At 47.9% G+C, this 21,812-nt stretch carries 12 protein-coding genes and 4 riboswitches; of the genes, 10 read left to right on the top strand and 2 right to left on the bottom strand.

All coding sequences use genetic code 11. The annotated features are described in order from the left end of the window. Nucleotides 1–108 precede the first annotated feature (108 nt). Complete coding sequence (locus tag AC27KL_RS23855; protein ID WP_487171329.1) at nucleotides 109–4,191, top strand: isopeptide-forming domain-containing fimbrial protein; 4,083 nt, start codon at nucleotides 109–111, stop codon at nucleotides 4,189–4,191. 69 nt (nucleotides 4,192–4,260) lie between these two features. Here AC27KL_RS23855 and AC27KL_RS23850 read toward each other — a convergent pair whose 3' ends face one another. Both AC27KL_RS23850 and nadE read right to left on the bottom strand, forming a co-directional pair. Beyond that, entirely contained in the window at nucleotides 4,261–5,445 is a 1,185-nt protein-coding gene (locus AC27KL_RS23850) for a DUF4062 domain-containing protein (protein ID WP_487171328.1), read from the bottom strand. 128 nt (nucleotides 5,446–5,573) lie between these two features. After that, nucleotides 5,574–6,461: an ammonia-dependent NAD(+) synthetase gene (nadE, locus tag AC27KL_RS23845; RefSeq protein ID WP_487171327.1), complete on the bottom strand. Its 888-nt coding sequence runs from the start codon at nucleotides 6,459–6,461 to the stop codon at nucleotides 5,574–5,576. A gap of 220 nt (nucleotides 6,462–6,681) precedes the next feature. Continuing rightward, a riboswitch (cyclic di-GMP riboswitch) is annotated at nucleotides 6,682–6,775 on the bottom strand. Nucleotides 6,776–7,086: 311 nt separating this feature from the next. Continuing rightward, nucleotides 7,087–7,181, top strand: a riboswitch (cyclic di-GMP riboswitch). Nucleotides 7,182–7,405: 224 nt separating this feature from the next. Continuing rightward, a riboswitch (cyclic di-GMP riboswitch) is annotated at nucleotides 7,406–7,500 on the top strand. A 148-nt stretch (nucleotides 7,501–7,648) separates the two neighbouring features. On the opposite strand from nadE, the gene AC27KL_RS23840 reads away from it, so the two are divergent. The 9 genes from AC27KL_RS23840 to AC27KL_RS23800 all read left to right on the top strand — a co-directional run bounded on the left by AC27KL_RS23840 (nucleotide 7,649) and on the right by AC27KL_RS23800 (nucleotide 21,785). After that, a complete protein-coding gene (locus AC27KL_RS23840; RefSeq protein WP_487171326.1) occupies nucleotides 7,649–8,416 on the top strand; it encodes a helix-turn-helix transcriptional regulator in 768 nt (255 codons plus the stop codon). A gap of 472 nt (nucleotides 8,417–8,888) precedes the next feature. Next, nucleotides 8,889–9,080 carry a Spo0E family sporulation regulatory protein-aspartic acid phosphatase gene (locus AC27KL_RS23835; RefSeq protein ID WP_487171325.1) on the top strand — a complete coding sequence of 64 codons (192 nt, stop codon included), beginning with the start codon at nucleotides 8,889–8,891 and terminating at the stop codon, nucleotides 9,078–9,080. A 565-nt stretch (nucleotides 9,081–9,645) separates the two neighbouring features. Next, nucleotides 9,646–9,745, top strand: a riboswitch (cyclic di-GMP riboswitch). A gap of 86 nt (nucleotides 9,746–9,831) precedes the next feature. Continuing rightward, nucleotides 9,832–13,770 (top strand): DUF8202 domain-containing protein, encoded by a 3,939-nt coding sequence (locus AC27KL_RS23830; RefSeq protein WP_487171324.1) that lies wholly within the window; start codon nucleotides 9,832–9,834, stop codon nucleotides 13,768–13,770. A 193-nt stretch (nucleotides 13,771–13,963) separates the two neighbouring features. Then, nucleotides 13,964–14,908, top strand: coding sequence for an ABC transporter permease (locus AC27KL_RS23825; protein ID WP_487171375.1), 945 nt, complete (start codon nucleotides 13,964–13,966; stop codon nucleotides 14,906–14,908). Nucleotides 14,909–14,919: 11 nt separating this feature from the next. Next, complete coding sequence (locus AC27KL_RS23820; protein WP_487171323.1) at nucleotides 14,920–15,849, top strand: carbohydrate ABC transporter permease; 930 nt, start codon at nucleotides 14,920–14,922, stop codon at nucleotides 15,847–15,849. A 175-nt stretch (nucleotides 15,850–16,024) separates the two neighbouring features. Beyond that, nucleotides 16,025–17,512, top strand: coding sequence for an ABC transporter substrate-binding protein (locus AC27KL_RS23815; RefSeq protein ID WP_487171322.1), 1,488 nt, complete (start codon nucleotides 16,025–16,027; stop codon nucleotides 17,510–17,512). Nucleotides 17,513–17,735: 223 nt separating this feature from the next. Beyond that, a complete protein-coding gene (locus AC27KL_RS23810) occupies nucleotides 17,736–19,463 on the top strand; it encodes a sensor histidine kinase (protein ID WP_487171321.1) in 1,728 nt (575 codons plus the stop codon). A 6-nt stretch (nucleotides 19,464–19,469) separates the two neighbouring features. Next, nucleotides 19,470–20,231: a response regulator transcription factor gene (locus AC27KL_RS23805; protein ID WP_339322933.1), complete on the top strand. Its 762-nt coding sequence runs from the start codon at nucleotides 19,470–19,472 to the stop codon at nucleotides 20,229–20,231. Nucleotides 20,232–20,258: 27 nt separating this feature from the next. Then, a complete protein-coding gene (locus AC27KL_RS23800) occupies nucleotides 20,259–21,785 on the top strand; it encodes an ABC transporter substrate-binding protein (protein ID WP_487171320.1) in 1,527 nt (508 codons plus the stop codon). Nucleotides 21,786–21,812 lie beyond the last annotated feature (27 nt).

Here is a 21,812-nt window from a genome sequence, read left to right as displayed (position 1 = left end):
ATGAATAAGCGAGGAGGAGAGGCTTTGACCAAGAATAATACATACTTATCCTAAAAGAACGAGAGTACCGGCGTGATTTGGAAATAACAACGATTGGGGGGAGAGGAATTGAACCTTACCCGTACGGTAACTAGAGCAAATGTGGTAAAACGTCTGTTTATTCAATTTAGTGTATTTTTGGTCGCTTTGAGCGGTTTTTTTCCATTGAACCCGGTGCAAACGGAAGCCGCGGAGCTAAATCCCAAGGTATGTCCTACACCAGTAGCGTTGATTAATGGTGATTTTGCAAAGCCGGAGGGACCTGGTACCTATGATAACTCGGTAGCAGGAGGCGGTTATTACTATGCAGACACGGTTCCAGGGTGGCAAACGACTGATGTCTGGCGTACACCAAGAGGAATTATTCAAATCATGGACCCTGCCCGACCGAGCACGATACCACCAGATACTCCGAATAAGGAAAATCTTACGAGTAGATATGCTGAATTGAATGCTGATCAAAACAGTATGTTATACCAGGAATTACCGACCACACCAGGACAGACGATTTATTGGCGCTTAGATCACAGAGGATACAGTGGTGTGGATACGATGAGTGTGAATATTGGACCGGTTACGGCTGATCCATTCAATACCACACCAGAAATAATGAGAATTTCAACTGGGACTACATGGAAAACATATTCAGGGAGTTATACGGTTCCAGCAGGTCAAACAGTGACACGTTTTGGTTTTAAAGCAATTAGTACATCTACTGGAAAAGTGGCTTTCGGTAATTACCTTGATAACATTTTCTTAGGAACAGAGCCATGTGTAGTTGCAGAGAAGACTGTCTCTCCAGAAGGAAAAGTATACGCTGGCGATGTATTAACCTATGAAGTAACCATTAAAAACAATGGTGGAGATATTGCAGCCAATACCGTCTTTGAAGATGCGATTCCAGAAGGAACGGAATACATTCCAGGCTCGATAAGAATTGTGAACGGTCCGAATGCCGGGGCATTAACCGATACAGACGATCAAGACGCAGGGCATTTTGACGGGCAAAAGGTAATCATCAGGCTCGGCGATTTGCCAAACACGACTAACTCACCTGATGGAATTACCGTACAATTCAAAGTGAAAGCACTATCCAGCCATGCAGAAGGTTCTGTCGCCAATATAGCGACTATTGGCTACAAAAACTTGCTGACAGGTGGAAATGAAACAATCCAGTCCAATAATGTGACAACATCCGTCCAGTATAGAGAACCGCATTTAGAAGCTGAAAAAACAGCGGGACTGTTTAAAAAGGCGGACGGAAACACCGACGCCGCACATCCGGAAGTCGGGGACACACTGCAGTACACGATTCAGACACGCAACACGGCCTCCGATAGTCGGGTAACCAACCTGACGATCACGGACGAGATTCCAGCTGGTCTGGAATATGTCGCGGGCACGCTGACAGTTGACGGCGTGCAAGTCACCGATGACCAAGATGGCGACAAGGGCTATTTCGCTAACCGTAAAATCTTCGGTCAGTTCGGAGACGTTACCGATACCGCGTGGCACAAGGTGACGTTCCAGGTGAAAGTGCAGCCGGGGCAAGCTGGCAATGACATCCAAAATGTGGCTGTCGTAGATGGCGACAATGTCACCACGCCGAGCACGCCGAAGCAAATTGTCGAGGTTTATCCGCGTGAAACTTCGCTGGAGTCCACGAAAACAGCGAAGCTGTTTGAAAAAGCATCCGGCAACACCGACGCCACAAATCCGGAAGTCGGGGACATGCTGGAGTACACGATTCAAACGCGGAACAACATCAAAGATAGTCTAGTTAAAAATTTGACGATCACGGACGACATTCCGGCAGGTCTGCAATACGTACCAGGCACGCTGAAAGTCGACGGCGCTGCTGTCACAGATGCTGAAGGCGACGATGCAGGTCATTTCACAGACGGTAAAGTCTTCGCTCAATTCGGGAATGTGATGGATACCAATTGGCACGAAGTGACGTTCCAAGTGAAGGTATTGCCGGGACAAGCCGGCAAAGTCATCCGAAATATCGCTGTCGTGGATGGCGACAATGTCAACACACCTAAAACGCCGGAGAACGCAGTAGAGGTTTACCCACGAAAAACTTCGCTGGAATCCGCGAAAACAGCGGAACTGCTTGATAAAGCGGCCGGGAACACCGACACCGTACATCCGGAAGTCGGAGACACACTGAAGTACACGATTCAAACACGCAACACGGCCTCCGATAGTCTGGTAACCAATCTGACGATCACGGACGAAATTCCAGCTGGTCTGGAATATGTTGCGGGCACACTGACAGTTGACGACGTGCAAGTCACCGATGACCAAGATGGCGACAACGGCCATTTCGCTAACCGTAAAATCTTCGGTCAGTTCGGAGATGTTACCGATACTGCGTGGCACAAGGTGACATTCCAAGTGAAAGTGCTGCCGGGTCAAGCTGGCAAAAACATCCGAAACGTAGCTGTCGTGAATGGCGATAATATCACCACGCCAAGCACGCCAGAGAAAGTTGTTGAAGTTTATCCGCGCGAAAACGCTCTGGAGTCTACGAAAACAGCGGAACTGTTTAAAAAAGCAGACGGCAACACTGACGCCGCACATCCGGAAGTCGGGGACACACTGCACTACACGATTCAGACACGCAACACGGCCTCCGATAGTCGGGTGACCGACCTGACGATCACGGACGAGATTCCAGCTGGTCTGGAATATGTCGCGGGCACGCTGACAGTTGACGACGTGCAAGTCACCGATGACCAAGATGGCGACAAGGGCCATTTCGCTAACGGCAAAATCTTCGGTCAGTTCGGAGATGTTACCGATACCGCGTGGCACAAGGTGACGTTCCAGGCGAAAGTGCTGCCGGGACAAGCAGGCAAGAATATTATCAATATTGCGGCCGTCGAGGGCGACAATATTGGAACGCCGGACAGACCAAGAAATGAAGTCGAAGTTTATCCGCGGAATCCGCAGATTGAAACGAAGAAGTCCGCAGCGAATACAGTAAGCAAGGCCACCTATGAAGTCGGGGATACGATCGCCTATACGATTCGTGTAAGAGGCGTGGTCAACGATACGTATCTGGAGAATCTGACGATTACAGATACATTGCCTGCAGGCTTGAAATACGTGCCGGACAGCCTAAAGGTGGACGGTGCATCGGTCACCGATGAGAACGACAACGATGCCGGTTATTCGGTAACGGGAGAAGTGTATGGCTCATTTGGCAATGTTATGGGCATTAACTGGCATACGCTGGAGTTTAAGGCCGTCATTCAACCGGGACAAGGCGGTAAGACGATCGAAAATACCGCATTGGTTGAAGGCGACAATATTACTCAGCCGGGCACACCCACGGAAAAAGTGGTCGTTGAGCCGGAACCGCCGGTCAATCCTCCGGTTGACCCGCCAGTAGATCCGGATCCACCAGTAGAGCCACCCGTCGACCCGCCGGTCGATCCAGTAGATCCACCGGTTACTCCACCTGTAGATCCAGGAACGGACCCTGGAACAAGCCCAGGCACCACGCCGAATCCTGGAACGGGAACGGACCCTGGAAAACCAAATCAGGTACCAAGCGTGCCTTCCTATACTACGGAGACGACGATCAACACGCCGGCAACCGGAAAAATAGAAGGTACGGACGCGGATGGAGACAAGCTGACGTATACGAAAGGAAGCGATCCGAAGCACGGTACGGTAACGGTGAATCCGGACGGAACGTGGACGTATGTACCGGAGCGCGATTATACCGGCAGCGACAGCTTTACGGTGATCGTGAGCGACGGCCGGGGAGGCACCGTGACGTCCGTCGTGACGGTCAATGTAAAGGGAACTGAAACTGGAACAACCGTTCCAGGAACCACCCCTGAGCCAACGAATCCGGGAAGCGGAACGACACCAACGAATCCTGGAACAGGAACAACGCCAACCCATCCTGGAAAGGGCACGGCTCCGGATGCGGGCGACGGATCGGGCTCTCCGTTTGGAGATAACGGAACCGTTGCCGGGGAGTCTGGAAAAGCTCCTTCGCCAGCGGACCAAACGGGAATGCAGTCCGGCAGCAAGCTGCCGAACACAGCTACGAACGTTTACAACTTAGGGTTCCTCGGATTGATCATTCTGTTTGCAGGATGGTTGTTCTGGAGAAAAAATAAGGCACAATAACGGTATCTCTCAAGAAAAGAAGAAAACACCTTTCAGCGCGAAAGGTGTTTTCTTCGTTTTATTCTGAGCTTAATTCGAGACGGCGTCTTCTTCGGGTTGATTATTAATCCCTCCCAATAAATAAGCTGCAAACAAGCAGACGTCATAGGTTGGTGAATGCATTAGAGCATATTTAACATGTTCTTGATATTGTTCAAATTGTTCATCACCCCACCGATCTTCTAAGGGATAATGAAAGCACAATACGTAGGACCCTTTGGACACCGTAAAGTAAAGCATCTGATTTGCTTGATCATAATATAACCCGTTATCGTAATTTTTGAACGTATCCCCCACATAGGAATTGGGATCTTCCAACGAACGCACCAATCGATAACCGACATTTCCCTCGCTTTGGACTAATCGCATCTTGCCATTGAAATGTTGATAGAGGGTAATGCCACAACATCGCCGATACGTACCCAAAGTTGGCGCGGCATAATGACGACCTGAGTAAACGATGCGGCCGCCATCCAATTCATCCCTTAATATTGTAAGAAAGCGGGACATGTCATATATGTGTCCATCTTCAAGTAATGCAGTAAGCGAAAATACGGTACGCTGCAGCCTTGGGTAAGACTGAGCCAGTAAAAGCTGCTCTTGTATTTCATTTTCCTGTGCCAAGTACTTGTATCCGCGACGCAGATCATCGCTTAAATATTTCCGCAACCGCGAAAAGTATTCCGGATTCTCTATGTTGAAGGATTCAAAATATATTTTTTTATGATACAAATCCGTAAGGAAAAACCAAATATAAGGCTCTACGCCATGAGCATCTACATCAACTTGGGATTCAAGAAAGGGTAAAAATTCATCTTTGAACGATGCAAGGGGCATTCTGCCATGATCATTCCAGAAGCGGTCAATATACGGTTTGATCGTGGAAAAATAATGGTCCTTAATAAAATCGCTGACCAGTACGTAAATTTGCTTGTTTTCATTATATGCTTGCTCAAACTCAAGATGGGTGGTCGTTCGGTCTTCATTTTTGATATAGGCCCCTGATCGACGACCTATGAATAACAAGTAGACGTCAGAGGCCGATACCCGTTCTAGATATGTATGAATAGCGTCACGCCCAATAGGACCAAACTGGTGTTCAAAATTAATTACGCGATGATTTAGTTCTTCTAACGAGGTTTTTATTTCTAATCGCAGGTTTTTAAACTCGGGATCCGCAGCAGAACTTAGAAAAATCTTGGTGACTTCAGCCATCTGGACCTCTCCTCCCCTTGTTTTGCATACGCAGCCATATCTTAACCCGTCAATGCCAAGAGGGTGTTCCACCTCATCACCCTCTTGGCATTTTGGGATGTCACAGTAAGACCAATTTCTGCGTTTGACTACCTCCACCAAGTATCAAGCGGTTTGACTGGCAGGTAATGCTTGTGTTCGTTCATCTCGAACCGGCGTTCAATCCGCTCGGCAATATCGTCCGGAATGGCATGACCCGTTAAGTAAGCATCCATCATGTTAAACGAGAGACCAAGTTCGTCCTCTTCCAACAGTCCCGGCTTTTCATCGAGCAAATCCGCCGTTGGCGGCTTGGTGTAGATTCGCTCGTCTGCGCCCAAAAGCTTGAGCAATTCACGACCTTGCTGCTTCGTCAATCCGGTCAGCGGAGTCAAATCCGCGCCTCCATCTCCATACTTGGTAAAATAACCGGTCAACGCTTCTGCTGCATGGCACGTGCCTACCACAAGCACATTGAAATGATGAGCCAAACGATAATGAACGGTCATCCGCTCCTGAGCTTTTTGATTTCCTTTGTTGAAGTCGGACATTTTCTGCCCTGTCGCTTGCTCAAACGACCGTACGGCAGCGTCCACCGCAGGCTTGATGTTCACGACCAATACATTATCAGGTTGGATAAAATCGAGAGACCGTTGGGCATCAATTTCATCCAGTTGGACGCCATAAGGGAGCCGCAAAGCAATGAACACGTAGTCGTCTCTGCCCGTTTCCCGGCGAAGTTCTTCAACAGCGATTTGACACAGGCGACCCGTCAAACTCGAATCCTGCCCCCCGGAAATGCCCAGCACGAATCCATTTTTATTTGTGTGAAGCAGGTAATCCTTCAAGAATTGGATGCGATTGCGCACTTCGCTCTTGGGGTCAATCGAAGGCTTCACCTGCAGCAAGTTGATAATTTTATCTTGTAGAGCCCGATTTTCGGTTGATTTCCCTTCCTTGATGCGGATAACTTCATCTTTTTGCTTGAGTGTACTCATGTTAAAATACCTCCGAAGAAATTTTTATTATACACACATCAAGTTCTATAATCCTCTAAATGTAAAACATGCAATGTTCCGTTATAGGCGACAAATAAAACCTGAATATCAAATCCCTCTTGTTTATCGAACGAAACGGAGTATACCTAAATGATCAAACAACACAAAAAACCCCCTATCTATGATCAAGTCAGTGAATAGACGGAGGTCCCCCGTCGTATTCGGTAGCTGGCTGGCATGATGGCATCATCCGATCCATTTTAGCCCCTATAGCTTTGCGTCCCTACTTTTCAGTAAGTTTGCCATTGTCGTACGAGGTATGAATTTGTCGCTTGAATTCAATTTACTAAAAATAACCAGAAAATAGGAATAGGTCTTTCGGATTGTTTTGGGGAATATTTGAAAATGCACGCTAATTTTATAAATTTGAAAAGAGAGGGATGCTCTGGAAGGGGCTCGGGCTCACCATGGATGGCTTTGCAATCTGACGACAAAATAAAACAATCTCTTCCAATAAATTGATCCGTTGGGCCTATATTCATGCTAAAATGAAGTAGTTATAGTTTAATTAAATCAAAATATTACAAAATGTGATATTGCGTATGTCAATTACATAGTTCGTTTCGTACGACAATAGCAAACCCACTGAAAAGTGGCGACGCAAAGCTATAGGGGCTAATGCGGATCAACTTCGGATCGCGATGCCAGCCAGTTGCCGAATACGACGGAAGCCTCCGTCTATTTATCTATCCCTTTAAAGCTGACGGAGGCTTTTTGCGTCCTTTAACATACTTTAAAGAGGAGGGAATTGCACAAAACTTAAATTAAACTTTCTGGGCTTTATCTGTAGCAGCACCTTTCTTTCTGCGGCGGAAAATTTCGAATTGACGCAAGCGTAGGATGGACTTTCAAAACGTAAAAGCTGTCTTAACTGAATAGTTATCGTACGATAATAGCAAACCCACTGAAAAGTGGCGACGCAAAGCTAAAGGGGCTAATGCGGATCAACTTCGGACCGCGATGCCAGCCAGTTGCCGAATACGACGGAGACCTCCGTCTATTTTGCTATGTATTTTTCATGCAAGGCGGGGGATTTTTTATTTCTTTACGAAATGAAGCGGCGGCGATAACGAGGAGAGATCGATCTTATTATTGATGGCAAAATAAATTCGAAAGAAGGGGACAAAATGATCGATAGCAGACGTTCGTGGAAGCATGTGTCGGATATGGAATCAAAAACATTCTTGGAGGCAAACCATCCATTTCCTCATGTCGATCATAGATCCGAAGCAGGCGACAGGCTGGTTGAACAGAGAGAGATCCTTTCTTTGCTGCAAGAGGAAATCCGGAATATAAGCGATTTGCTGTCTATCCCTTATTTATTTATCATTGCTGACCCTGACGGGAATGTTTTGGATTACCTCGGAACCGATTCGTTAAAATCCTTTTTTAAAAGGAATCATATCCAAAAGGGCAACTCCGTTGCCAACCAAGACGCAGGAATGAGCGCCATTTCATTATCCATCAAATTACAGTCCCTTTCCGTCGTTATTGGGACCGAACATAGCAATAATTTGTTTTGGGAGCTGGCATGCGTTTGTACCCCAATTCGAATAAAAAAGGTTGTTATAGGCTACCTTGGCCTCAGTTTTCACTCTTTTCACGAAGTGACATTTGCCTTGCCGCTGATTGAGCGCCTGGCGAAGAGTGTTCAAGAAAAATTGTCCCCTAAAAATCCAATGGTTTATCAGGAGCAGGTCTATGCCCTGTTTGATCAGTATGATTTAACGAATCGGGAAAAGGAAATCGCATTTGGGTGGCTGGAAAATAAAAACGTTCCCGAGATTGCGGACATTTGCGGGATTAGTCAAAATACGGTTCGGACGTTTATTAAGAAGATCTATGCTAAAACGAGAGTCCATCATAAAGGAGCGTTTCTTAAAAAGTTTATATAACCACGTTCGAAACGAAAAGTACCCAATTTTGGGTATTTTTTTTAATTGGTGCGTTTTTTATAATTACAATCAAAGTTAAGGTTATTTCATCATTCGACAAAAATCACGCTTCGTACGATAATAGCAAACCCAAAAACTACAATTAAAAGGCCCTTAGAGTGTCGAGAAAACCAAATGGACGTAGAAGAGAGAACCGGCCAAACAGCCGGTTCTTTTGATTTCAAGGGATTTTCTTTCCGCCTTTCGTATAGTAACGCGAGCAAGGCCTACTAAGCCTTTGTCAGGCCGAGCTTGCTATTGGAGAAGTAAGCTACACGGCAGGCAATAACAAAAAAATGCTCTATTTGCAAACCAAAAAACAAAAGGAAGTAGAGTCTGTGCCAGCCGAAACCGTTGTTCTGCTGGCGCTACGGCCGTCGGCGTCCAACCGCCGGTATCCTTACCCGAAAATGAAATCATGAGGTGAATATTGATGCTACAAATCAACGAACTGCAAATAAAAATTGAGGCGGTGCGTTCGGAGCTCAATGAATTAGCCCAGAAGATAGGTACGATGACCAAAGAAGTTCTGCTAAAGTCCGAGGAGTTGGATGAGCTTTTGAATGAGTATAACCAGACATTGAAGGGGGAAAAGAGGCGAAGCCGACTTTTTATCGACGAGTGAAGAAGGCAGAAATGAAAAAGTAAGATCTTTTAATCACGGCTACGTAAAAACATCTGAAAAACCGGCGTGAATTATAGAAGTGAATTTATTGGAAAGTTCATATAACTAGATAGGTCTTGCGGAACGGATCACGTTTTAACTCAAATACTAGGCCAATTCGGGATGTATGGTTTTTCGTGTAGATCTCGGATCCATATACCGATTTCTACGAAATTCTAAGCCCTTTTATACCCAAAATGCGGTATTTTTTTGATTTGTAGTATTTTTTATAATCTAAATATAGTACATGATGACCGTCTTAAGAAAGGGGGGATAAGGAGGCATCAAGAATATTTGGCAGTAAATATGTAAAGTACTTCTAAGTCTCGATTTTAGTTTATGCCCTATGCCGGAGTATCGCGCAGCCCAAATCCTTGAAAATTTTAAAATTGGAGTTATTTTTCGGACATCCTATATTCAGAAATTATTCAGAATGAAAAAGTATAATCTTACACGTTGTTCCGTTCGGTCTCCAGAGTCAGACAGCAGAAGGGCGACTATCTCCCCAAAAGTTCATAGAAGACTCGTACGATCAGAGCAAACCCGTTGAAAGGCGGGGACGCAAAGCTAAAGGGGCTAACGTATTTTGCTTAAAAGGCAGAATGCAATGCCAGCCAGTTGCCGAATACGACGGTGATTCCTCCGTCCTTTAGCGCATGCATGCTTTTAAAACGGAGGTTTTTTGCATTTCAAAAGAGGAGGATGAAAGAGTATGGTTGCTAGAAGCAGCAAGAATCACTGGAAGAAACGGTTTACCATGCTGCTTGCAGGCGTATTGGCAGTCGGCGGTTTTCCTGCGTCGTGGACCCCGCAGGCAGAGGCGGCTACCCAAGACCCTGTCGGGCCCGGCGGCGTAGGAAGCGGTTTGGTTTCCTGGGTCGACGTTGGTAACAGTAAAAGCGCAATAAAAGACAGCAATAATAAAATAACCAAATTACAAGATTTGGCTCCGTTAACTAGGGAGTGGGTGACAACTAGTAATGCTCAAGCTTCTTACCAATCTTCGGCGATTAATTTTAATCCGGGAATGTTGATCCAGAATTCGTGGTACAACACGGATGAATTTAGCCTAAATGATACAGCGAGAGAAGTTTTTTCTGTTCAGACAAGCAATTATACAGGCTCTCCTTGGGAGTTTGGCGGAAGTGCGGGTGAAGCATGGGACGCCAAGAATAATCCGGATGATAAAGACCAATATGGAGCCAACAATGGAACCCGGATCAAGAATGCAGCTTTTACTTCAGAACCGGTTGATATTACACCAATCGATAAAAATGTCTATGATCTTAAGGCAGGCCATTTGTTGAATGTTAAAGGTTCATCCGGGGAGTGGGCGCTTTCCCTTGATGGGAAACAATTATCCTATAAAAATTCCAACGTACCGAAGTGGTCCAGCAAGGCTGCTCAAAACAGCAAAAAGTATTACATTGGAGCAAGTCATTTTTCCGTATTGAACGGTGGTTCGGTATCGGAAGTAATTCTTTATAACAAAACTCTGACAAACGAAGAACGAACCAAAATCAACAGTTACCTGGCTTTAAAGTACGGTCTTACGTTGAAGAGCGCTGCTGGCGAACCCGTCGTTTACCTTGATAGCCAGGGCACGGAAATATGGAAGTCCGCGGATAACGGATATGGCCATCGTATAACCGGAATCGGACGCGATGTACAGGGCGTATTGGATCAAAAGCAATCCCGATCTCAGGACATCGGCGCGAATATCACGATGACGCTGGGCGGTTCCATTGCCGCATCCAATCAAGAGAATACCAGCACAATCGCGAATGATAGATCTTTCTTCATGTTCGGCGATAACGGGAAAGGCACCGACTTTATCTATGACGGTCCTTGGAAACGAATGGATCGCGTTTATCAAGTGCAGAAAACCAACTGGCAAGACACGGACATCACGCTGAAAATCGACGAAGTTCAGGAGGCTAAAACTTGGCCGCTGCAGCTTGTCGTAAGTAGCGACGATCATTTTGACGCCAACGATTCGTTTTATCCGATTCAAAACGGTACGATAAAACTGAATACCAGCACGCTGGACCAAAACGCTTACTTCACGATTGCGGCTTGGGTACCCGTTCCGGAAAGCGCCGTACTGAAGCAAACGGATACGGGCAAAAACAACATTGTGCTCACTTTCAGCCGGGATATCACGTTGACGGACTTGACCGATTTCACAATTACGGTCGACGGTCAGGAAGTCACAGCCGACAGTTTTGCGGTTGACCCGAATAATGCTAAAAACCTGATTTTTGCCTTGCCTGACCTTGCCACGTCTATGAATGACGTGAAGGTATCCTATAAGGGACAAGGCAACTTGAGTGGTACCGACGGCGTTCCCGTAGACCGCTTTGAAATGAACGTTGAAAGCGAGTTTGAAGCTGCACTGAAAATAACCGAACCGGCGGGCGATACCGCAACCGTGTCGAAGCCGGCGATTAAAGGGGAAGCAGAAGCAGGCTCGACGGTGACGATCGTTGTGAAAGATGCAAATGGCGTAGAGATTTCTGGTGCCGGTGGAACCGCAACCATCGATGCGAACGGAAGCTGGACGTTTGAGCCTGGCATCGATTTGGCCGATGGCAGCTACACCTTTGAGGTGACCGCTACCAAAGGCAACCAAACGGCAACGAAGACAAAAGACTTAACTGTAACGATTCCCGAAACGAATCTGACCATCGATGAGCCAAGCGGCCAAACGGTTACCGACCCGAAACCTGAATTTAAAGGAACGGCGGATCCGGGCGCTGAAATTACGGTAGAGCTCAAAAATAAAGACGGTCAAATCGTAGGCACTCCGAAAGTTACCATGAATCCAGATGGAACATGGAGCTTTATGCCGGAAACCGATTTGCCGGATGGGGAATATACCGTTGAAGTCACGGCAATCAAAAATGGAAAACCTCATACGGAATCCAAAACATTTACGGTAAACACGGCGAACAACGCGGCGCTGGCCGGCTTGCAGCTTTTCACCGAGAATCAAAAGCCGGTCGAATTGTCTCCGGCGTTTGAAAGCAGCACCTATAATTACACCGTTACAAACGTAACGTATGACGTATATGTCATTCCTGCGCTTGGTTCCATCGCCGGGCTTGATCCGAACGCCAAGATTGAAATCTCGGTGAATGACGGACCTGCGATAGATGCGACAAACGGCGCGGCAAGCGATATCCTTCCTTTAAATGAAGGACCAAACAAGATCGTTATCAAAGTAACGGCTAATGGCAAAGAGTCCGTGTATACCGTTAACGTAACGAAGAACTCGGGCGACGACACCAGCGGCGTACCGGGAGATAACGGCGGAGGCAACAATGGGAGCAACGGTGGCGGAAGTACGACAACACCCGTGCCGACACCTACACCTACGCCGCTCCCTCCAAAAGGAAATCTTGAGGTTACTTTAAACGGTACAAACAATCCATTTGCAACCGGCACGACTTCGACTTCGGGCGACCGTGCAGTAACGTCGGTTAAGGTGGATCCAAACAAATTAAACGAAGTGTTGTCCCAAGGCAAAGATCAGAAGCTGGCGATCCACTCGCCAAATGAAGGCGACTTAAAGGTGGATGGACTGACGGCCGATACTCTGAAAAAATTGACTGACAAAGGTGCAAGTCTGAACATCAGCAATCCGCTGGCGATCTACCCTGTTCCTGGCGGCAAAATGGATTTGAATGGCGTGTCCAAGCAACTGGGCAACGCTGCACTTAACGATATTGCCGTACAAATCGATATCGCACGTTCTTCGAACGAATTGATTCAAAATGCTAAGAACAAAGCAGCATCGGCAGGTTATGAGCTGCTCGTGACGCCGGTCGATCTTGACCTAACCTTTACGAAGGACGGAAAAACGGTAAGATCCGGGCAACTGAACGGGTATGCTCCGAAATATATCGCGCTTCCGGAAGGCATCGATCCGAACCGGATCACGACGGGCGTGATCGTCAATCCGGACGGCAGCGTGTACCATGTGCCGACGGTCGTGACGAAAATCGATAATCGTTATTACGCTTTGATCAATGATTTGCGCAGCAGCGGCTCCTACTCCGTGATCTGGAATCCGAAAAATTTCGACGATGTCCAGTACCATTGGGGAAGAGCGGACGTAAACAATATCGCGGCAAGACTTGATCTGAAAGGCAACGGCAATAATACGTTCTCTCCAAACCGCAATGTGACGCGTTCCGAATTCGCAGACATCGTCGTCATGGGTCTAGGCTTGATGCGTCAGGATGCACCGCAAAACGTTTTCCCTGACGTCGCCGATTCCGCATGGTATCGCGCTTCCGTTGCGCTTGCGAATGAATTCGGGATCGTTCGCGGATTCAACGACGGCAAATTCTACGGCAATCAGGAAATGACAAGAGAACAAGGATTTTCGATGATTGCCCGCGCATACCGCTTGATTGATCCAAAGGCCGGGTTTACCGAAGGACAAGCTGCTTCCGTGCTGGCCGGCTTTAAAGATGCGGCAGATGTATCCGCATGGGCCAAAGGCGATGTGGCACAATTGATCGCTGCAGGCATTATCCAAGGGAACGGACCTGAGGTTCTCAGTCCGAAAGCACCGATGACGCGCGCAGAGGTGACGGCGCTGATCGCAAGAATGCTGAAGGTGACCGATCTGATCGATAAATAATTCAATATCCGTGAGACAACCATTGTCGACCGATTTCCTGGTCGATGGTGGTTGTCTTTTTTTGTCCATTGACCTTGCAAAACCTAACGTTTGTTGACTACTTTATCATGTTTGTTATCTGGATGAAAGCGCTCTATTTCCTATAAAATTGACTTACAACAAGCAATATAGGATGACGGAAGAGGTGACAGACATGAGCACTAAGACAAAGGGTAAGCGCTTACGAACGCGATGGCGCAAGCAAGATGCCGAGCTCACGCTTTTGGCGCTGCCGACGACCATATGGTACATTCTTTTCTGCTTCTTACCCATGTTCGGCATCATTATCGCCTTTAAAAACTTTAAAATAAGCGGCGGATTTCTAAGTAATGTCATTAACAGTCCATGGGCGGGGTTCAAGAACTTTGAATTTTTGTTCAAATCCAACGATGCCTGGATCATTATTCGAAATACGCTGGGATACAATATCATTTTTATCGTCCTTGGCATTGTCATCCCCGTTGCTTTAGCACTGATGGTCGGCATGCTGCACAATCGGAGAGCCGGCAAAGTGTATCAAACCATGATGTTTTTGCCCTACTTTCTGTCATGGGTCGTCGTTTCGGCGGTAGGCTGGGCCTTTTTGAGCTTTGACAAAGGGATTGTCAATCAAATGCTGGTTAATATGGGCGGCGAGCCGATCAACTGGTATATGGAGTCGAAATACTGGCCTTACCTTTTGATCTTCATGCATGTTTGGAAAAGCGTAGGTTACGGTATGGTCGTTTACTTGGCGACAATCACCGGCATTGATAAAACCTACTATGAGGCAGCTGTCATTGATGGCGCTTCCATCTGGCAGCAGACACGGTTCATTACCCTGCCATTGATGAAACTGGTTATCGTCATGATGTTTATTTTGGCCGTGGGCCGCATCTTCTACACGGATTTCGGATTGTTCTTCCAGGTACCGCGGGATTCGAACTCCTTGTTTAACGTGACCACCACCATTGATGTATTGGTATATAAGCAACTCAAAACGGCAACTGTCGGCATGGCTTCCGCGGCCGCATTCGTGCAATCCGTACTGGGTTGTATCACGATTCTAACCGCAAACTGGATCGTTCGCAGAATAGATCCGGATAGCGCGATGATGTAGGGGGTGCGTTTATGGCAGCAAGAACGGTTTATGAAAGCGGTTTGGATAAATTCAACCGCCCGAGCAAAGGCGTCAACATCATTTTCAATCTCATATTTATTTTGCTCGCGTTAGTATGCGTGGTGCCGATGCTGGTTGTGCTTTCCATATCCTTATCCAGCGAGGACTCCATCCGTCAGACGGGATATCACATCATTCCAACCGCGCTATCCGGCGATGCTTACAGTTATATAGCACAGCAAGGGACGATGATTCTGCGTGCGCTCGGCATATCGGCATTGGTCACGATTGTGGGCACGGTACTGGGCGTGCTGCTGACCGCCTCTATGGGTTACGTCATCTCCCGGCCGAATTACAAGCTCAAAGGGCTGCTGACCTGGATCGTATTTATTCCGATGATCTTCAATGGAGGTTTGGTTTCCAGCTATTACATTAACGCTAATTTGCTTGGACTTAAGGATACGGTTTGGGCGCTGATTTTACCGCTGGCGGTTTCGTCCTTCAACGTCATTATTTGCAAAACGTTCTTTAAGAGCACGATTCCGGATGGCCTGATCGAATCCGCGGAAATCGACGGCGCGGGCCAGCTGCGTATTTTCTTCTCGATCGTTCTGCCGATTTCATTGCCGGTTATCGCAACCATCGGACTGTTCCTGTGCTTTGCTTACTGGAATGACTGGTTCCAATCGATGCTGTACATCAACAACCAGGATCTGTATTCCTTGCAGGCGCTGCTGAATAACTTGATGAGCAACGTGGATGCTCTTGCGAAAAATGCCGCCAGTATGGGCGTCAGCTACGCGATGCTTGCGGCAACGATGCCGAAAGAATCCGCGCGGATGGCGGTGGCAATCATTATCGTACTCCCTGTAGCCTTTGCTTACCCGTTCTTCCAGCGGTATTTCATTTCCGGCCTGACGATTGGCGCCGTCAAGGGATAAGGCGTCGCCCGAAGGCTAAGCATTTGGGGAAAGTTCCGCTAAAGGCGGTCTGTCAGCCGAGAGAATGCGTCGAAAAGACGTTTTCTTTATAAACAACGCCGTTCTGAGGATGACCTTTTTTATTCAAAAGGCTTCAAATCGGCGAAAGAACAACATTTATAAGGGGGAAATACTTATGAAAAAGCCTTTGAAGCTCCTTTCTACCGCTTGCGTTCTGACGCTTCTGCTGTCAGCGCTTGCAGCTTGCGGCTCGAAGTCGGATACATCCGCTTCCGATCCGAAGGCTTCCGATGCTTCCAAAACTTCTTCATCTTCCACTGATGTGCCTACTTTGGTATGGTGGACGATCGGCGGCCAGGTTCCGAACAACTTTGACAAGGCTGTCGCAGCGATGAATGAATACACAGCCGAGAAAATCGGCGTCAAAGTGGATATCAAAGTGGCCAGCTGGGGCGAATGGGATACGAAGATCAACACGATCGTAAATACGGGCGAGCCTTTCGATATCATGTTCACGAACGGTTCCAAGTACAATCAGCAAGTTGCCATGGGCGCCTTTGCCGATCTCACGGATCTCGTGCAAAGCGAAACGCCGGATCTGTATAAGCTTATTCCCGAGAAGGTATGGGATGGCTCAAAAGTCGGCGGCAAAATTTACTCCGTACCTACGTACAAGGACTCGTCCCTAACCCAGTATTGGGTATTCGATCATAAGTATGTTGAGAAATACGGCATTGATGTGCCAAACATGAAAACCCTGAAGGATCTCGATAAACCTTTCCATGACATGAAAGCAGGAGAAGGCAAAAGCTTCTATCCGCTGCCGATGACGCAAAGCGAAGGCTTAAACGGATTCTTTAACGAATACGACGATATGGCCCTTGGACTCGCTCCTATCGGCGTAAAGGCGGACGATGCTTCGCGTAAGGTCGTATCTGTTCTCGAACAGCCGGACGTGATGGAGAATTTGAAAATGCTGCATAAATGGTATCAAGACGGCATTATCAATCCGGACGCGCCAACCAAGCCTGAACCGGATAAAGGCAAACCATTCTTGAGCGCTCAAGGGTTCCCTGGTGCAGAAGTGAGTTGGCAAGTGAACAATGGCGTTGAAAAGTACGATATGGTACAGAATTACGGGCCGATCTACACGACAACGACGATCCAAGGTTCTTTGAACGCTATTTCCGCCAACTCGAAATATAAAAAAGAAGCTCTGAAATACCTGGAACTGGTCAATACCGATCCGAAGCTGCGCAACATGCTCGCTTTTGGCGAAGAGGATGTGGATTACAAGAAATTGGATGGCGAGAAAGTTGTCGAGCGCACGACAGATACATGGCCGCTCGCTGCCTACACGCAAGGTACATTCTTTAACATGGCAACACAGAAGGATGCGCCTAAAGACCAATGGGAACAGGTTAAAAAGCTGAATGAACAAGCGTTTGCGTCTTCGCTGCTGGGCTTTTCCATGGATATTACCAATCTCTCTACAGAGGTGGCGAATACCAAGGCGGTGTGGGACAAATACCGTTATGAATTGCTCACGGGCGCATCCGATCCGGAAAAAATGGTGCCGAAGATCGTGTCCGAACTGAAAGCCGCAGGCATGGATACCCTCATGAAAGCCGCCCAAGAGCAGATTGATGCTTTCTTTAAGTGAGTCATAAAAGCCAACGCCCGACTTGGAAGCCCGAACGGAAGGAGCACTCGCCCGTTCGGGCTTCCTTATTTGCCAAAATCCCAATGTCGAAATGGATCGAATTTTGCATCCTCCTGCTATAGGAAAACAAGATATAATGAAATTGCTTTCGTGAAATGGAATGCTCATCGTTCAGGATTTTGCAAAATCCTCCGTTAACAACCTGATGCAAAGGAGGCGTCGCATGGGTTCTTTTCTGCAGATTAAGATATACCGCGGCAAATTCATTGCGTATACGGTATTTGTGGTAACTTTAGGTTTGGCGCTTGGCATTCTGACTTGTGCGATACTGCTGTATCAATGGATCGAAAACGCCCGAACCGAGGCCGTCAGCGCCTTTGCCCGCATCGAAAACGAGCTTCAGTATGATGCGGATCGCATCGAGGCATACATGCAGCGAATATACTCCAACAATCGGCTGATGACAGATGCCAGGTACTTTTTGGGCAATAGCGCGGAGGGGTATCTGACGAACAGGCTGAAAAACAGCCAATTTAACGAACCGCTCGTCTCCTTTCCGGACGATATGAAAGCTTTTTTGTACAGCTCGGGGCAGGGAGACATTACGCAAATCAGCCTTCATACCGCGTCGCGGGGAAATGCGGTTCGCTTTGACAGCAGCGGCAATGACAGCTTCGCGTTCCGCCTGCCGAACACGGATGAAACCTTTCGCGAGACGATCCAAAAGGGATTCGTATACCGCAAAAAGTTATCCGACCCGAACCAGATTTCCCGCCAGATCGGGGAGTTCCGTTTCTTGATCAGCAGCGAGCAGCTGTTCAAAAAAATAAACAGTTACAAATTGGACACGGCCGCAGCCGTAAGCGCTTCCGGCGAGGTGTACATGATCTTAGGCGGGAACCGTCATGCCGGGAAACTGGTTCTTCAAGCGGCGGATGACGGACGAACCAGCGGCTATCTTTCATTAGGCGGGTTGAAAAGCACATATTTTATGATCTTTTCTTCCACCAAGTTCGATTTCCGCTTCGTCGTTCTTGTCGATCTGCCGATGCTTATGCGTCAAAATACCGGCATTATTGCGGCGGTGTTATTCATTATATTGATGGCGATGATCAGCGTATTGCTTATTATTGTTTACAATCTGCGCGACGACGCGCGATTCCTTCAGCGCATTATCTATTCCATCAAACGCGTGAAAACCGCGGACTTTACGTCGAATTCTCCGGCCCGTTACAGGCGGAACGAATACGGCATGATTGCCCGGGAACTGGATGACATGGTTCTTCAGCTTGATAAACATATCCGCACCGAATATTTGCTGAAGCTCAAACAGCAGGAGACCGAAATGAAGGCGCTTCAACATCAGATCAATCCCCACTTCCTGTACAACACGTTAGAGGCTATTCGCTCTACCGCTTTGGTGAACCGCGACGTCGACACCGCCGATGCCATCGCGACCTTAGGCGCTTTATATCGGGATATCGTGAAGAAAGAAAACATCATATCCATCATCAGCGAGCTGGAACTTTTGCAAAAATATTTGAAAATCATGGAGCTGAAATACCCGGGGCGGTTTTATTATCAGCTGAATGTGGATGAGGCGCTTTGGAACGTATCTACCGTGAAATTTTGGATGCAGCCTCTGGCGGAGAATTTTTTCGTTCATGGCTTCGATCCGGGCAACGAATTTAATTTGCTGGTCGTCAACGGCTGGGAAACGGATCAGCGCTTCGTGCTCGAATTTGTCGACAACGGAAAAGGAATCTCCAGGGAGCGTTTGGACGAAGTGAGGGTGAATCTTTCAAGCCGTGACGATGCCCCGGTCCGGAGCATAGGTTTGCGCAACGTGTATACCCGGCTGCATTTTTTCTATGGAGAGGGCTTTTCCATGGAAATCGGGAACAACGAGGAGGCTGGGGTTAAGATTACCGTAATGATCGCAAAGGAGTGAACAGGCATGTACAAACTTCTTATCGTGGATGACGAACCTCAAATTCTGGAGGGCATGAAACGGACTTTGGATTGGGCAAGCTACGGTATTCACCGGGTTGAGACGTGCGAAACCAAAGACGATGCGTTGTCCAAAGCGGTGGAGCTGCTGCCCGATATCGCGATCTTCGATGTATGCATCGGCACGGATCGCGGCTACGAAATCATAAAGAAGCTGAATGAGCTGCGAATGCCTACCAAATATATCATGATGAGCGGCTACAGCGAATTCGAATACGCCCAGGAGGCGATCCGCTGCGGGGTGAAGGATTATTTGCTCAAGCCCGTCGAGCGTTCCAAGCTGCAGCAGGTGATTGAAAAAATCATCGTAGAAGATTTGCACGGCACCCTGGACGGCGCAAGCGGCGAGGACCCGAACACCGACCCGATTCTGGGAATTCCGTATGATCAATTATCCAAGCTGACCAACCGCATCTTGATGATGGTGAAGGCGGAATATGCCCAGAACATCACCCTGAAATCAGTGGCGGAGCGTTTTCGGATGAACAGTACGTACCTTGGGCAGCTGTTTTTGAAGGAAGCGCATATGAAGTTTTCGGAATATTTGATGGCCTATCGAATGCTTCACGCGCGGGAACTCATTTTAACGACCAGCGAGAAAATTTCCAGCATCGCGCTTTCCGTGGGATACCCCAATCTGAATTATTTTTACACCCATTTTCAAAGTTATTTCGGCAAGTCGCCTTCGGAAATGAGAAAAAAGAGCTAGGTTTAACGCGGCAAGGGAGGCCTTTGTATGCAGCAACCCTCTTTTTGGGGTCGTATCATCCTATATGTTGCATTAACCGTCATGTTAGCGCTGTCGGGGGCGGGGTGTTCCTCGTCTTCCGGCGAAGATGAGGGGAAGCCCGGCGGCGCCACGGTGAATCTCATCTACTACACGATCGGCGAGCCGGACAAGGATCTGAAGCTGGTGAACGATAAAATCAATGAGATCCTGGCCAAAAAGATCGGCGTTACCATCACTTATGTCAAGGTAGGCTGGCAAGAGTATGAAGACCGGTTGAACACGATGATATCGGCGGGAACCCCTTTTGATGTCGCTTTTGCCCAGGATTTCACGGGTTATGCCAAGCGTGGCGCATGGCTGCGGCTGGATGACTATCTCTCTACCGCAGGCAAGGAAATGTACGAGGTCATCGATCCCGTTTTTTGGCAAGGGGTGCGTATGGACGACGGCGGCATTTACGGCATCCCTACCAATAAAGAACTCGCGGTGCGCCAACAGTGGACGTATCCGGATGAACTGGTGAAGAAGTACGATATCGATATTACAAAATACAACACGCTGGAATCGCTTGAACCTTTGCTGCGAATGATCAAACAAAAGGAACCGGATTATTTGCCTATGGAGCTGGACAAGGACTCGCAGAACTTCTTTGCCTTGGACGGCTACGAATACGTCATAGACAAGAAGCTCCCTTTGATGGTGAAGTCCTTAGATCCAAACGCTCCCGTGGTGAATATATTCGAAACGAAAGAAGCACGGCAAGTGCTGAATACGCTGCGGCGCTATTATAAGGCGGGCTACATCAACGAAGACGCTGCTTTACGTGAGAATCAAAAGCTGAAAAGAGGTTCGAAGCTGTTCTGGAAAGCCTCCGACGGCGGCCCTCTTGCGGTAAATAGCTGGAGCAAGGACCGCGGCTACAAGGTGGTGGCGAACGCCGTAACGCCGGAGCTCGTCACGACGGAATCTTTGCGGGGCGGCATTATGGCGGTCAGCGCGGAAACCAAGCACCCTGTAGAGTCCATTAAATTTTTAAATTTGCTCAATACGGACCCCGAAGTCCGCAACTTGTTCAATTATGGGATAGAGGGCGTGCATTATAGCTTGGACGAGAATGGCCAAGTCGTGCCTATTCCTCCGAAGGACGCTAGCGGGAATGCCATCCCGGATGAATCGCCCGGTTACACGGGGGTCACGTATACTCAGGGCAACTGGTTTATTTTGAAGACGATGGGCGGCGACTTTCCGGACCCTCTGAATAAATGGGATCAGTTCCGTTCTTCTAACGCAAGAGTCGTTAAATCCAGCATGCTGGGGTTTACGCCCGATCTATCCATGATGCCGATCCAGATGCAGAACATCGAGATGGTATGGCAAAAATATTACCCGAGCCTGATGACGGGCAGCGTGGATGTCGGTACCGAACTGCCGAAGTTCAACCAGGAGCTGAAGCAGGCCGGGATTGACAAGGTGAGAGCCGAGGTCCAAAAACAGCTCGACGCTTGGCGTATGGCGAACAAGCAGCGGCTCTGATGCTTCCGATGACGACGGGGACGGCGA

The sequence above is a fragment of the Paenibacillus sp. YAE3 genome, assembly GCF_057546105.1.
This window is presented reverse-complemented; position numbering and strand designations above follow the sequence as displayed.